This is a genomic window from Oceanobacillus sp. CFH 90083, from assembly GCF_009389585.1.
GTDB lineage: Bacteria > Bacillota > Bacilli > Bacillales > Amphibacillaceae > Oceanobacillus.
In genome coordinates, this window is sequence record NZ_VIYG01000005.1 from 259,695 (window position 1) to 272,603 (window position 12,909).

General features: G+C 39.8%; 14 protein-coding genes. 1 reads left to right on the forward strand and 13 read right to left on the reverse strand.

All coding sequences use genetic code 11. The features are described 5' to 3' along the window. Positions 1-11 precede the first annotated feature (11 nt). The 7 genes from FLK20_RS09990 to smc form a co-directional block, all read right to left on the reverse strand. Complete coding sequence (locus tag FLK20_RS09990; protein ID WP_152656415.1) at positions 12-401, reverse strand: YlqD family protein; 390 nt, start codon at positions 399-401, stop codon at positions 12-14. A gap of 136 nt (positions 402-537) precedes the next feature. Beyond that, positions 538-765, reverse strand: a complete 228-nt coding sequence (locus FLK20_RS09995) for a KH domain-containing protein (protein WP_152656416.1) — start codon at positions 763-765, stop codon at positions 538-540. A 13-nt stretch (positions 766-778) separates the two neighbouring features. Then, positions 779-1,051 (reverse strand): 30S ribosomal protein S16, encoded by a 273-nt coding sequence (rpsP, locus tag FLK20_RS10000; RefSeq protein ID WP_040980064.1) that lies wholly within the window; start codon positions 1,049-1,051, stop codon positions 779-781. 358 nt (positions 1,052-1,409) lie between these two features. Continuing rightward, a complete protein-coding gene (ffh, locus tag FLK20_RS10005; RefSeq protein ID WP_152656417.1) occupies positions 1,410-2,756 on the reverse strand; it encodes a signal recognition particle protein in 1,347 nt (448 codons plus the stop codon). Positions 2,757-2,769: 13 nt separating this feature from the next. Beyond that, positions 2,770-3,087, reverse strand: coding sequence for a putative DNA-binding protein (locus FLK20_RS10010; protein ID WP_152656418.1), 318 nt, complete (start codon positions 3,085-3,087; stop codon positions 2,770-2,772). 87 nt (positions 3,088-3,174) lie between these two features. Next, complete coding sequence (gene ftsY / locus FLK20_RS10015; RefSeq protein WP_152656419.1) at positions 3,175-4,185, reverse strand: signal recognition particle-docking protein FtsY; 1,011 nt, start codon at positions 4,183-4,185, stop codon at positions 3,175-3,177. Between the two features lie 12 nt (positions 4,186-4,197). Continuing rightward, complete coding sequence (gene smc, locus FLK20_RS10020; protein ID WP_152656420.1) at positions 4,198-7,767, reverse strand: chromosome segregation protein SMC; 3,570 nt, start codon at positions 7,765-7,767, stop codon at positions 4,198-4,200. Positions 7,768-8,128: 361 nt separating this feature from the next. Here smc and FLK20_RS10025 point away from each other — a divergent pair, with 361 nt between their 5' ends. Beyond that, on the forward strand, positions 8,129-8,350 hold the full coding sequence (locus tag FLK20_RS10025) for a DUF1128 domain-containing protein (RefSeq protein WP_152656421.1): 222 nt from the start codon (positions 8,129-8,131) through the stop codon (positions 8,348-8,350). 74 nt (positions 8,351-8,424) lie between these two features. On the opposite strand, the gene rnc is transcribed toward FLK20_RS10025, so the two are convergent. The 6 genes from rnc to fapR all read right to left on the reverse strand — a co-directional run bounded on the left by rnc (position 8,425) and on the right by fapR (position 12,859). After that, positions 8,425-9,111 carry a ribonuclease III gene (rnc, locus tag FLK20_RS10030; protein ID WP_152656422.1) on the reverse strand — a complete coding sequence of 229 codons (687 nt, stop codon included), beginning with the start codon at positions 9,109-9,111 and terminating at the stop codon, positions 8,425-8,427. A gap of 102 nt (positions 9,112-9,213) precedes the next feature. Next, on the reverse strand, positions 9,214-9,447 hold the full coding sequence (acpP, locus tag FLK20_RS10035) for an acyl carrier protein (protein ID WP_040980049.1): 234 nt from the start codon (positions 9,445-9,447) through the stop codon (positions 9,214-9,216). Positions 9,448-9,600: 153 nt separating this feature from the next. Next, entirely contained in the window at positions 9,601-10,341 is a 741-nt protein-coding gene (gene fabG, locus FLK20_RS10040) for a 3-oxoacyl-[acyl-carrier-protein] reductase (protein WP_152656423.1), read from the reverse strand. After that, entirely contained in the window at positions 10,341-11,279 is a 939-nt protein-coding gene (gene fabD / locus FLK20_RS10045; RefSeq protein WP_152656424.1) for an ACP S-malonyltransferase, read from the reverse strand. The genes fabG and fabD overlap by 1 nt, the downstream gene beginning before the upstream one ends. Continuing rightward, on the reverse strand, positions 11,279-12,280 hold the full coding sequence (gene plsX, locus FLK20_RS10050; protein WP_152656425.1) for a phosphate acyltransferase PlsX: 1,002 nt from the start codon (positions 12,278-12,280) through the stop codon (positions 11,279-11,281). The genes fabD and plsX overlap by 1 nt, the downstream gene beginning before the upstream one ends. Positions 12,281-12,286: 6 nt before the next feature. Beyond that, positions 12,287-12,859 carry a transcription factor FapR gene (gene fapR, locus FLK20_RS10055; RefSeq protein ID WP_152656426.1) on the reverse strand — a complete coding sequence of 191 codons (573 nt, stop codon included), beginning with the start codon at positions 12,857-12,859 and terminating at the stop codon, positions 12,287-12,289. Positions 12,860-12,909 lie beyond the last annotated feature (50 nt).

The window sequence follows — 12,909 nt, forward strand, 5'->3', positions numbered from 1 at the left end:
TTTCACCTATTCTATTCATCGATTCGGATAACCTTATCATCCTTAATTACGATAGCCTGCTCCTTCATAATATGATTCCAATCAGAGCCTACTTCGACTTCAACAAGAGCTTCAACCTCTTTTTCAACGATTTCGCTGCCCATTTTTAATTCATCTAATTGTTCTAATTTAAAATCCAATAGCTTCATTTTTTCTTGACGGTTTTTAATTTCCTGGTTAAATCGTGTTTCCATATCTGAACGAACATTGGCATTTTTATTTTTTAATTTTCTTTTTTCAAATTGGAGTTGTTGACACTCTTGTTCAAGACGTAATTTATGACTTGTGAAATTTTGGCGGATTTTTTCTTTGCTTTCTTCTGTCACTACTAGTTTAATGGGAACTTTCTTTATTAATTTCATTCAGAATCAGCTCCTGCCTCTTAAATTCGGGTTCGAATGTGTAAAAAGGGAAAGTTGAGCCCCTAAAAACAGGGTCAGCTTTCCCTTTACCAGATTATCCGAAAAGACCGGGTATACCAGCTTCCGGATACGAACCTTACATAATATCCAAAAAAATGCGTTTATTACCACCAGTGTTTGCTGCATAGACAACTGTACGTATTGCCTTAGCAATACGTCCGTTTTTGCCAATGACTTTTCCGACATCATCAGGATGAACTGTTAAATGGTAAATAACCTTTGAGTCTTCTTCGGTTACTTTAACATCAATATCATCCGGATGATCTACTAATGAGGTAACAATCGATTTAATCAGGGCTTTCATGATATCACACTACTTATTTAGAATTTTTTTGTTCGTGAAATTTCTTCATGATGCCTTCGTTAGAGAATAGGTTACGCACTGTGTCGCTAGGTTTTGCACCTTTTGTCATCCAATCAAGTGCTTTTTCTTCATCTATTTTAACCTCAACTGGATTTACTACAGGATTGTACGTACCGATTTGTTCGATAGAGCGACCATCACGTGGAGAACGGGAGTCCGCTACTACAATACGATAGAATGGATTTCTTTTAGAACCCATGCGTTTTAAACGAATTTTTACTGCCATGCTTTGTGCACCTCCAATAATTATCTTATCACAAGAATTGATTTTAACAGATTATTTTTAGTCTGTAAAGTATTTTTCCATTACAAGCATATTTTATTATAAAAATGTGCAGGAATCAACCCTAAATCAGTTGAATGACAGATTTAAAGCTATCGCTCCAGAAAAACACTACGCTTTCCCATAGGAGTCTTCGTGTTTTTCTTCCGCTAGTTACTGCATATAATCATTATTTATTTTCAACTAATTTATATTTAAAAATTAAAAACGCTTTTGCTGATTAAGAATTTAGCTCAAGTCCCGGGTATTCTGAGACTTGAGCCGATGGAGTCCTTTCACCAGACTTTTTGAATACCTACTGCTACATAAAAGGTAATTTAAATCCGCCTTTTCCTTTTTTCCCTTTTTGCATATTGGTCATTTGCTTCATCATTTTTTTCATTTCTGAAAATTGCTTTAACAAACGGTTTACAGCTGCAACAGAAGTGCCTGAACCTTTTGCAATACGTTTTCTTCTGCTGCCGTTAATAATAGCCGGATCCTGACGTTCTTTTTTCGTCATGGACTGAATTATTGCTTCTACTTCTGTTAACTGGCTTTCATCTAATTGCGCATTTTTCAATCCTTTCATTTTGTTTGCACCGGGGATCATTGCCATTAAGTCATCGAGCGGCCCCATCTGGCGAACCTGCCCCATCTGCTCCAGGAAATCATCAAATGTAAAGGACATCGTACGCATTTTTTCTTCTAATTCTTTTGCCTGCTTCTCATCAACATTGGTCTGTGCTTTTTCAATTAAAGAAAGCACGTCCCCCATGCCCAGAATTCTGGATGCCATCCGTTCAGGGTGGAAAGCTTCCAATTGATCCAGTTTTTCGCCCATCCCGGCAAATTTTATCGGCTTATCTGTAACAGCTTTAATAGACAGTGCCGCACCCCCGCGGGTATCACCATCTAATTTTGTAAGGACAACTCCTGTAATATCGAGCTGTTCATTAAAGCTTTCCGCTACATTGACAGCATCCTGTCCCGTCATGGAATCAACTACTAAGAAAATTTCATCCGGTTTTACATCCGCTTTAATTTGCTGTAATTCTTCCATCAGGTTTTCATCAACGTGCAGGCGGCCGGCTGTATCAATAATGACATAATCATTGTGATTTTCTTTTGCCCGGGCGATCGCCTGATTGGCAATGTCAACCGGATTTGCCTCCGTTCCTAATGAGAAAACGGGCATGTCAAGCTGTGTACCAAGCGTTTCCAGCTGTTTTATCGCTGCCGGACGATAGACATCACAGGCAACTAATAAAGGATTGCGGTTATGCTTCTTACGTAAATGGTTCGCCAGCTTTCCGGTTGTTGTCGTTTTACCTGCACCTTGTAAACCAACCATCATAATAACAGTCGGAGAACGGTCAGCTACAGCAATTTTACTTTGTTCTCCCCCCATTAAGTTCGTTAATTCATCTTTTACAACTTTAATAACCTGCTGTCCCGGTGTTAAGCTTTCCATCACTTCCTGCCCGACAGCTCTTTCTTTAATCCTGGTGATTAATTGTTTGACAACCTTGAAGTTTACATCTGCTTCTAAAAGTGCCAGACGGACTTCTCTTGTCATCTCTTTTACATCCTGCTCGGAGACCTTACCCTTACCAGTAATTTTCTTTATCGTACCCTGGAGACGGTCCGCTAATCCTTCAAATGCCATAGAAGGTATCCTCCTAATCTAAATCTTGTAATTGCTGCACATATTTCTTTGCTTCCGGGTCCGTTACCGTTTCCGACAGCTTAGAAATAATTTGCATGCGTTTTTCAAACTTCGAAAAAAGATGAAGCTTACCCTCATAGGACTCTAACATCTTTTCCGTTCTCTTAATATTATCATATACAGCCTGTCTGGATACTTCAAAGAGCTCTGAAATTTCGCCCAGAGAATAATCTTCCAGATAGTACATTTCCATATAACTGCGCTGTTTTGGTGTCAACAGCGACTGATAAAAGTCAAATAAGTAATTAATCCGATTCGTCTTTTCCAGCAACGGACACACCTCTTGTTAAGTGATTTCCCTTTACATTCATCATATCTAACAAATTCAAGAATTGTCAAGTAGACGAGCAGCTACAACTTATTCAGCTTCCTTTATTTCTTCATTTATCCCCAAATCAGCAAACAGCCCATATACAAACGCATCTGCATCAAATTGCTGCAGGTCATCAATCCCTTCGCCTAATCCGACAAACTTCACCGGAATTTGCAGTTCATTACGAATCGCTAAAACAATTCCGCCTTTTGCAGTACCATCCAATTTCGTTAAAACAATTCCTGTTACATCTGTTGCTTCTGCAAAAGTACGTGCCTGTGTTAATGCATTCTGACCAGTGGTAGCATCCAAAACAAGCAGCACTTCGTGGGGCGCTCCAGGAATTTCACGTTCAATCACGCGCTTCACTTTAGCAAGCTCATTCATCAGGTTCACTTTATTTTGAAGTCTTCCGGCAGTATCACAAATAAGAACATCTGCTTCACGGGACTTCGCAGCTTTAATGCCGTCATAAATTACTGCTGCCGGGTCACTGCCTTCGCTGTGTTTAATCACTGGAACACCGGCACGCTCCCCCCAGATCTCGAGCTGGTCAATTGCGCCGGCGCGGAAGGTATCCCCGGCTGCTAAAATGACATTCTTGCCATCTGCTTTTAATTGATGCGCAAGCTTGCCAATACTGGTAGTCTTCCCTACTCCATTAACACCGACAACCAGAATCACCTGCAGCCCGTCACCATCCAGCTGCAAATGCTGAATGGACTCATTTTCTTCCCCATAATAAATTTCCACAAGCTTCTCTGAAATAACATCCTTTACTTCAGAGGAATCTTTAATTTTTTGACGCTTCACTTCCATTTTAAGCTCTTCAACAAGATCCATTACTGTCGAAACACCAACATCTGCTGTGATTAAGACCTCTTCCAATTCTTCAAAGAAATCCTCATCTACCTTACGATAACGTGCAATTAAATCATTTAGTTTACCGGAAAAGGAATTTCTTGTCTTTTTCATACCTTCCTGATATTTTTCAGAAACTTCCTTTGTTTCTTCGCTTTGTTTAAAACGTGCTTTTAGTTTATCCATAAAACCCATACTGATAGCCTCCTACGATTGAATCAATTCTTTTGTATTCTCTAACCGGACAGAAACCAATCTTGATACACCTGATTCCTGCATGGTAACACCGTAAAGAACATCAGCTTCCTCCATCGTTCCTTTACGGTGTGTTATCACGATAAACTGCGTATCCTCGCTAAATTGCTTCACATACTTGGCAAAACGGATTACATTTGCTTCATCTAATGCTGCTTCTACTTCGTCCAGTATACAAAAAGGAACTGGCCGGACCCGCAAAATGGAAAAGAGAAGGGCAATTGCCGTCAGTGCACGTTCCCCCCCTGATAATAAACTTAAATGCTGCAGCTTTTTACCGGGCGGCTGTGCGATAATGTCTACACCTGTTTCTAATAAATTATCCGGCTCTGTTAATTTTAACTCCGCATGCCCTCCGCCAAACAGGTGCTTAAATACCTGAGAAAATTCTTCTTTTATTTTTGAAAAAGTAGAATCAAATCTTTCCTTCATTTCTGTGTCCATCTCTTCAATAACAGTATATAGCGTTCGCTTTCCTTCTACAAGGTCATCTCTTTGCTCTTTTAAGAACTGGTACCTTTCAGAGATACGCTCAAATTCATCAATCGCTCCTAAATTAATCGTACCTAACTGATTGATTTTATTCTTCAAGCGGTTGACAACTGCTTTGGCTTCGTCTATATTTTCAACTTTGGAATAATCACGCTTCGCCATTTCATATGTCATCATGTATTCTTTTTCAAGCTGCTGCAGGTGATTATCCAGCTCTACATCCAAACGATTTGATTTAACTTCCTGCTTTTGATATTGCTCATTCGTCGCTTTATATTGTTCTTGTGCTTCTTTCAGCTTTTCTTCTAAGCGCTGTTGTTTATCAGCATTTTCTTTCCTTTTATGACGAACCTTCTCTATGCTCTCTGTTATTTCCTGTTTAGAATTTCGGGCATGGACAATCTTTTCTTCCAGTTCTTCCTCTGTTTCTTCCTGATTTTTAATGGCTGTAATTGTCTCCAGCTCTTCCTCTACTTGTTTCTTTTCCTGGATTGCCCGTTCAAGCTGTGCTGCTAACGCCTCTGTATTAGCTTTCTGATTTTTAAAGCGCTCTTCCTGCTCTGCCAGTGTCACTTTCATCTCATAAAAGGTATCCTGCATTTTTGACTGCGTCTCTTTTAATCTCGCTTCTTCTTCTGTTAAATCATCCACTTCTTTCTGTACCACTTGAAGCTTTAGATTAATTTTTTCTAATTCCTTTGTCAGAACCGCACTTCGACCTGCTAACTCTGTATGGCTCTGTTCATTCTGCTTTTTATCCATATCATAGATGGCTAAATGATCATTGATGGATGTAAGTTTCGCTTGAATGGTTTGAAAATCCGTCTGGCTTTCCTGAACTTCCTTTTGCAATTTCTGCACGTCTTGCTCGGTAACGTTTATTTTCTCATCTAATTCCCGCAAATAATCTCTTTTTTTCTGTACACCCTGCTCAAATTGTTCTGTTTTTTGTTTGTACTCTGCTAATCGTGCATGCAGCTCCTGCAAATCCTTTTCCCGGGTAAACAGAGACTGGTTTTGCTTCTTCTGGGCTCCTCCTGACATCGAACCTCCAGGGTGCACCATATCGCCATCCAGGGTAACAATCCGATATCTCCGGTGCAGCTTTATTGCAATATCATTTGCATCCCGCAGTGTTTTAGCAATGACAACATTACCCATTAAATGCTGAACAGCTTTTTCATATTTTTTTGCTTTCGGCTGTACTAAATCAGCGGCAACACCGATAAAGCCAGGATGGTTTCGCACTTCCTGCTTGCCTTCACTTGATAAAAAACGGGCTTGAATAGATTGAAGCGGCAGAAAGGTTGCTCTTCCGCTATTGGTCTTTTTCAGCCAATTAATTGCCGCTCTTGCTGCCTGATCGGTTTCTACAACAATATTCTGAGCCTGTCCGCCTAATACGGTCTCAACCGCTGTAATATAGTCTTTAGGAACATCTATTAACTCGATAACTGCCCCGTCTACATCGGCCAGCTTGCCCTCTTCTCTTGCTCGCAAAACATGACGGACGCCTTGAAAGAAGCCTTGAAAATCTTCCTTCATTTCTTCAAGCATTTCTTTCTTTGATTTTACCTTTTCAATATATTGATAGCCCTGATACAGCTTTGACTGTGCTTCTTCATATTTTGCACGTTCTGATTGCATGTCAAGCTTTAGCGTCTTTAATTGCTTATCTTTCTCTTCTAAATGCTTCTGATAAGTTTGCAGCACTTCTTCCGCAGCTGCCTGCTTATCTTGTAACGCATTTCTCTCTGAAAGTGTATCTTTAAATTTCATGGACTGCGAAGTATTTTTAGCTTCCACTTGCTCTTGCTGACGGTCAATCGATTGCTTTTCATTTCGGTAAGCAGCCTGCTGATTCAGCAATTCAATATACTCTGCTTTTAAATCCTCAATACGATTAGCTACATCTTCCGGACGCATCGCTAATTTTTTCTCAATTTCTTGTTTCCTGGCTTGCGTATCAGCTTTCTCTGTTTCTAAGCGTGTCAGCTTCTCCTGCTCTTGCATCTTTTGCCCTTCTAGCATACTAACATTAGAAGTCACACGCTCCAGCTGCTGAACAAGCTTTTCTTTATTCTCATCTGCATGCTTGGATCGTTCATCAAACAGCTGTTTTTTTCCTTCAAATTTTTCCAGACGTTCTGTTACATCTAATAATTCAGACTGCAGCTGTTCTATTTCTGTTTCATACTGCTGTGTGCGTTTTTTTTCCTGTACTAATTCCGCTTCAATCAGATGAATAGCTTCAGATTGTTCTTTTTGTTTTTTCTCATTCACTGCCAGGCTTTCTAATATTTGCTGCCATTCATCATGAATTTGTTCCATTTCTGTAATCAACACAGAAATCTCGGTTTCTTGAAGCTCGGCTTGTAAGGTCTGGTATGCTTTGGCTTTTTGGGATTGTTCCTCTAGCGGTTCCAACTGCTGTTCAATTTCATGAACAATATCCTCCACACGGTTGAGATTCTCCTGCGTTTCAGCAAGCTTATATTCGGCTTTTTTCTTACGCTGCTTATATTTTAAAACGCCTGCTGCTTCCTCAAAAATCACACGGCGATCTTCCGCTTTGGAGCTTAGAATTTCTTCAACCCGACCTTGACTGATAATAGAAAAGGCCTCTCTGCCCAGACCGGAATCAATAAACAAATCAACAATATCCTTCAGCCGGCAGGCCTGCTTATTTATATAAAATTCACTTTCTCCAGAGCGGTAGACTCTTCTCGTTACACTGACTTCTTCATAATCCAGCGGTACACGCTGATCTTTATTATCTAGTACGAGTGTAACTTCAGCGACATTTAAAGGAGATCTCGAATCACTCCCCTGAAATATAATATCTTCCATTTTTGATCCGCGAAGTGATTTCATTGATTGCTCACCCAATACCCAGCGTATCGCATCTGTAATATTACTTTTCCCGCTGCCATTAGGACCAACGACAGCGGTCACACCAGGTACGAAATCTACATTAATCCGCTCCGCAAAGGATTTAAATCCGACACTTTCTAATCGCTTTAAATGCATAATCATTCTCCTAAAATCTAATCGTCTATTTATACGCAGTAAATCATTATTCACTCATCCTAATTGTAAACATAAAACATATTATTCAATCATTCAAATTACGAGATAAATACAATTTATTTTGCTGTTCCTTGTATAGTTTAGCTAATACATTTTATCATATTATGACGCTTTAGCCTATGTATGGCATACTATTAATTCAGAAATAAGTCTATTAACGAGTGATGAATCTTATGCTATAATAGACATCTGTTATGAAAAGCATTTTTGTTCATTAGTACATGGTGAAAGCGAATGTTAAACAACTCATTTCCAATGTACATATAAATTCCTGATCAGGAACAAATTGAAGGAGGATATGATGCAGTTAGATCAGCCTAGCATTGAAAATATGGAGTACATGCTGCAAGCATTAGCTGAAAAGCTAAAAGTAGTAAATCGTGCCATTATGGACGTAGAAGATTATAATCTTGAAAAATATGAAGATTTAAAATGGATGTATGATATGGTTATTAGCAAAGGTCATCTAAGCGCTTCTGAGACACAGGCTTTTGTTAACGAACTGGCAGCCATCCGTAAATAAGAAAAAAAACATTACGCAAGAACAAGCACCCAAATTACTCTTGCGTAATGTTTTTTTTGATGAATAGACCCTCTCTAATCCGGAAGCTTTTTCTCCAATGCTGCTTTTGCCGCTTTTTGCTCTGCTTCCTTTTTGGTCCTCCCATTTCCTTTTCCTGCCGGTTCTCCTTGAATGACAACTTGAGCAATAAATTCTTTGTGATGAGAAGGACCCCGCTCATCAATAATCTGATATTCAATTTTTCTATCTTTTTGCTGCTGAACGATTTCTTGAAGATGACTTTTATAATCCATTACACTTGTGGAGGTATCTACTGTTAGTGTCGGGAAGATATGCGTGTTTAGAAAAGAAAGTACAGCATCAAAGCCTCGATCCAAATACAGTGCTCCTAAAAAGGCTTCAAATGCATCCGCTAAAATCGCCGGCCTCTCTCTTCCCCCCGTCTTGTCCTCTCCTTTACCTAAAAGGATATATTGTCCAAAGCCAAGTTGCTTTGCAAAGACGGTTAAAGATGCTTCACAAACGATAGCTGCACGTAATTTTGTCATTTCACCCTCAGGCATTTCCTGATTATTTCTATATAAATATTGGGAAACAGCTAATTCCAATACAGCATCTCCTAAAAATTCCAACCTTTCATTATCATTCAGCTTATCTTTTTTATATTCATTGACGTAAGAAGAATGTGTAAATGCTTCTTTTAATAAACCCTTTTGTTGAAAGGTAATTTCTAATTTCTGCTCCAGCTGACTTAAGTCCATATTAACCTCCTTCAATCCACCAGGTATTTGACCCGGCTTTCCTTAAAAAGAACATAAGGAAAGCCTCTTACAAAGAAGCTTTCCCCTCAGCCATTTATTCCATTAAGCTTTGCTGTTTATGTAATCTACAGCATCACCTACTGTATTAATCTTTTCAGCATCTTCATCAGCGATTTCAATATCAAACTCGTCTTCTAATTCCATAACAAGCTCAACAACATCTAATGAATCTGCTTCAAGGTCATCTTTAAATGAAGCTTCTAAAACTACTTTTTCTTCGTCTACATCAAGACGATCAGCAATAATTGACTTTACCTGTTCAAATACGTCTGCCATTTCCCTTCACCTCCTTTCAAGAATATATTACTATTTTTTATTTCACTTTTAAAAAAAGTATAAATAACTTAAGGAAAAAAGTATAAGTGTAACTAAGGCTATCACCTAAAAGCTTGGTGACAACCAAGTTTTCTTTATTGTTCTGCAATTGTATTACATCACCATTCCACCGTCAATATGAATCGTCTGTCCTGTAATATAATTTGCATCCTCACTGGCTAAAAAGCGGACAACCCGTGCTACATCTTCCGGCTTTCCTAAACGGGCCAACGGGATCATTTGTAATAAAGATTCCTGCTGCTCTTTACTTAATTGATCGGTCATATCTGTAGAAATAAAACCGGGAGCAACAGCATTTACTAAAATATTTCGTGAAGCGAGCTCTTTCGCTGTTGTTTTCGTTAATCCGATAACTCCTGCTTTCGCTGCAACATAGTTAGCCTGTCCCGGATTTCCGCTCACTCCAACAATGGATGCAACATTAATAATACGTCCTGATTTCTGTTTCATCATTTGACGGGTAACTGCTTTTGTGCATAAAAAAGTACCCTTCAGGTTGGTTTGAATCACCTGATCAAATTCATCTTCCTTCATTCGCATCAACAGGTTATCTTTCGTAATACCTGCATTGTTCACCAAAATATCAATGGAGCCGAATTCTTTGACAGCTTGTTTCAGGAGCTGCTTTACAGACTCTTCATCAGCAACATCTGCCTGAATTTTAACAGCCTTCACTCCAAGTTCCTGGATTTCTCCGACAACCTCTTCGGCTTTGGCTTCACTTCCTGAATAATTTACAACCACATTAGCCCCATTATTAGCAAGCTCCAACGCAATTGCTCTGCCAATTCCTCTGGAAGCTCCTGTTACTACTGCTGTTTGTCCTTGTAGCATTATTCTTCCTCCTTATACCAGCGAATAAACGCTTCGAGTGATTCCTGATCCTGAACAGCAAACGTTTTTGTTTTCCGGTCAATTTTCTTTAATAGTCCGCACAAAACTTTACCCGTACCTACTTCAACAAAGGCATCCACATCTTTTTCCAGCATCTTTTGAATAGATTCCTCAAAACGGACCGGCGAGTAAAGCTGCTGCACTAATAATTCTTTTATAGTTTCTTTTTCCGTTACGGCATCAGCTGAAACATTTGCATAAACAGGCATTTTTGCCTCTTCGAATGCTGCTTCGTTTAAATATGCTGCAAAATCTTCATTTGCCTGCTTCATCAATCTGGAATGAAATGGTCCGCTCACGTTCAATGGAAGCACACGCTTTGCTCCTGCTTCTTTTAAAGATGCTGCCGCTTGCTCCACACCAGCAACAGAGCCGGAGATAACAATTTGTCCAGGGCAATTTAAATTTGCAATATCTACAATTTCACCTGTTACTTGATCCAGTACTTCCTGAACCTTGTCTTGACCAAGACCTAAAACAGCTGCCATCGTTCCTTGCCCTTTCGGAAATGCCTGCTCCATCAAACGACCTCTTACTTTAACAAGCTGAATGGCTTCCTGCCAGTTGATTACGCCAGCCGCAACCAGCGCACTGTATTCTCCCAGGCTATGTCCGACAACCATAGAAGGCTCAACACCATTTTCCGCTAACAGCTGAGATACAGCAACGCTGGAAAGTAGTAATGCCGGCTGTGTGTTCTCTGTTTCTGTCAATGTTTCTTTAGGACCTTCAAACATAAGTGTTTGTAAGTCCATATCTAAAACTTCATTTGCTTCCTTGTACAATTCCTGCACCTGCGGGTAGGCATCATATAAGTCTTTCCCCATACCAACTGCTTGCGAGCCCTGCCCCGGGAACATAAACGCAATACGTTTCATCATTTCTCCTCCTCTTTACGCATCGTCTCAATGGTATCCTGAATGGTTGTGGTAACGTTATTATCAACCATGTATACAGCCTGCTTCACGGCATTTGTTATCGCCCGGCTTTTCGAGGAGCCGTGCGCTTTAATAACTGGTGCGCGAAGTCCGAATAAGCCTGCACCACCGTACTCTGAGTAATCTAATCGATCCTTTAAGCCTTTTAAGTCATTCTTGACAAGAGCAGCGGCTATTTTTGATTTTGCGGAAGACATAAAAGCCCCTTTTAAAAGTGAAAAAATCGTTTCAGCAACACCTTCCATCGTCTTTAATGCTACATTTCCGCTAAAACCATCTGTTACAACTACATCGGCCACACCATTTAATATATCTCTTGCCTCTACGTTACCGATAAAATGAATTGGCGCATTTTCTAAAAGTTGAAAGGCTTTTTTCGTTAAGTCATTCCCTTTTCCATTCTCTGTGCCTACATTTAATAAACCGACCCGTGGACTTTTGATATTTCTTACCCGTTCTACGTAAATGGAGCCCATAATTGCATATTGAAGCAAATGCTCCGGTTTTGCATCCACATTTGCGCCGACGTCCAGCATCAAAAAACCTTGTCCGTCCACCGTTGGAAAGGTAGGACTTAATGCAGGACGGTCAATTCCGGGAATTCGGCCCACAACAAATAAGCCTGCACTCATTAATGCACCTGTATTCCCGGCAGAAATACAAGCATCTGCCTCCCCGTCTTTAACAGCTTTAGCCATTAAAACTAAAGAAGCATTCTTTTTACGGCGTACTGCTTTGACAGGTTCATCCTCTGATGTAATTTTTTCATCTGTATGTATAATTTTAATTTGCTGATGATCGGTTAAAATCGGTTTAATCTGATTTTCATCACCATAAAGGGTTATTTGTAGGTCTTTATTTTCTTTTACAGCGTCCATTGCACCTAAAACAATTTCCTCAGGTGCATGGTCGCCTCCCATTGCATCTATTGCTAATCGCATTCTCACCTATTCTCCTTTGCTTTCACTAGAATGAAACATGAAAAATTCACCTGTCAGCACAGGTTCATTATCGACAAAGCTGTTCACTTCCACAATGGAATGACCACGGTTATCCTTTCCTTTAACAACAGCTTTGGCAACCACTCTTTCTCCTTCTTTCACCTGTCTCTTGAAACGCAGGTTAGACTTTGCTGTTAAAGCAAGCTCATCGTTAATGACGGCTACAGCTAATGAATTTGCTTGGGCAAACAGATGATGTCCTCTGGCAATCTTATTCCTGGAAAAAACAAACTCTGACGTTATATCAAGCATAGAAATAGCCCTTCTGTCCAATTCCAAATCAATAATATCCCCAATCACTTCTTCAACTGGCAAAGCTTTTACTGTCTCATTCCACTGCTTTGTCGCAACATGCTTTATCCGTTCACGGAGCTCAGGAATAGACAGCTCCATACGGTCCAGCCGGATCGTTTGAATGCTCACTTGAAAATCCTTTGCAAGCTGTTCATCTGTCATAAATGGAAATTCTTCTATTTTTTCTCTTAATAACGACTGTCGTTCTGCTTTTGAGCGTCTCATTCTACCATCAAACTTTCATTTCGTATTTTCAGAGGTGTCCATTCACTTTA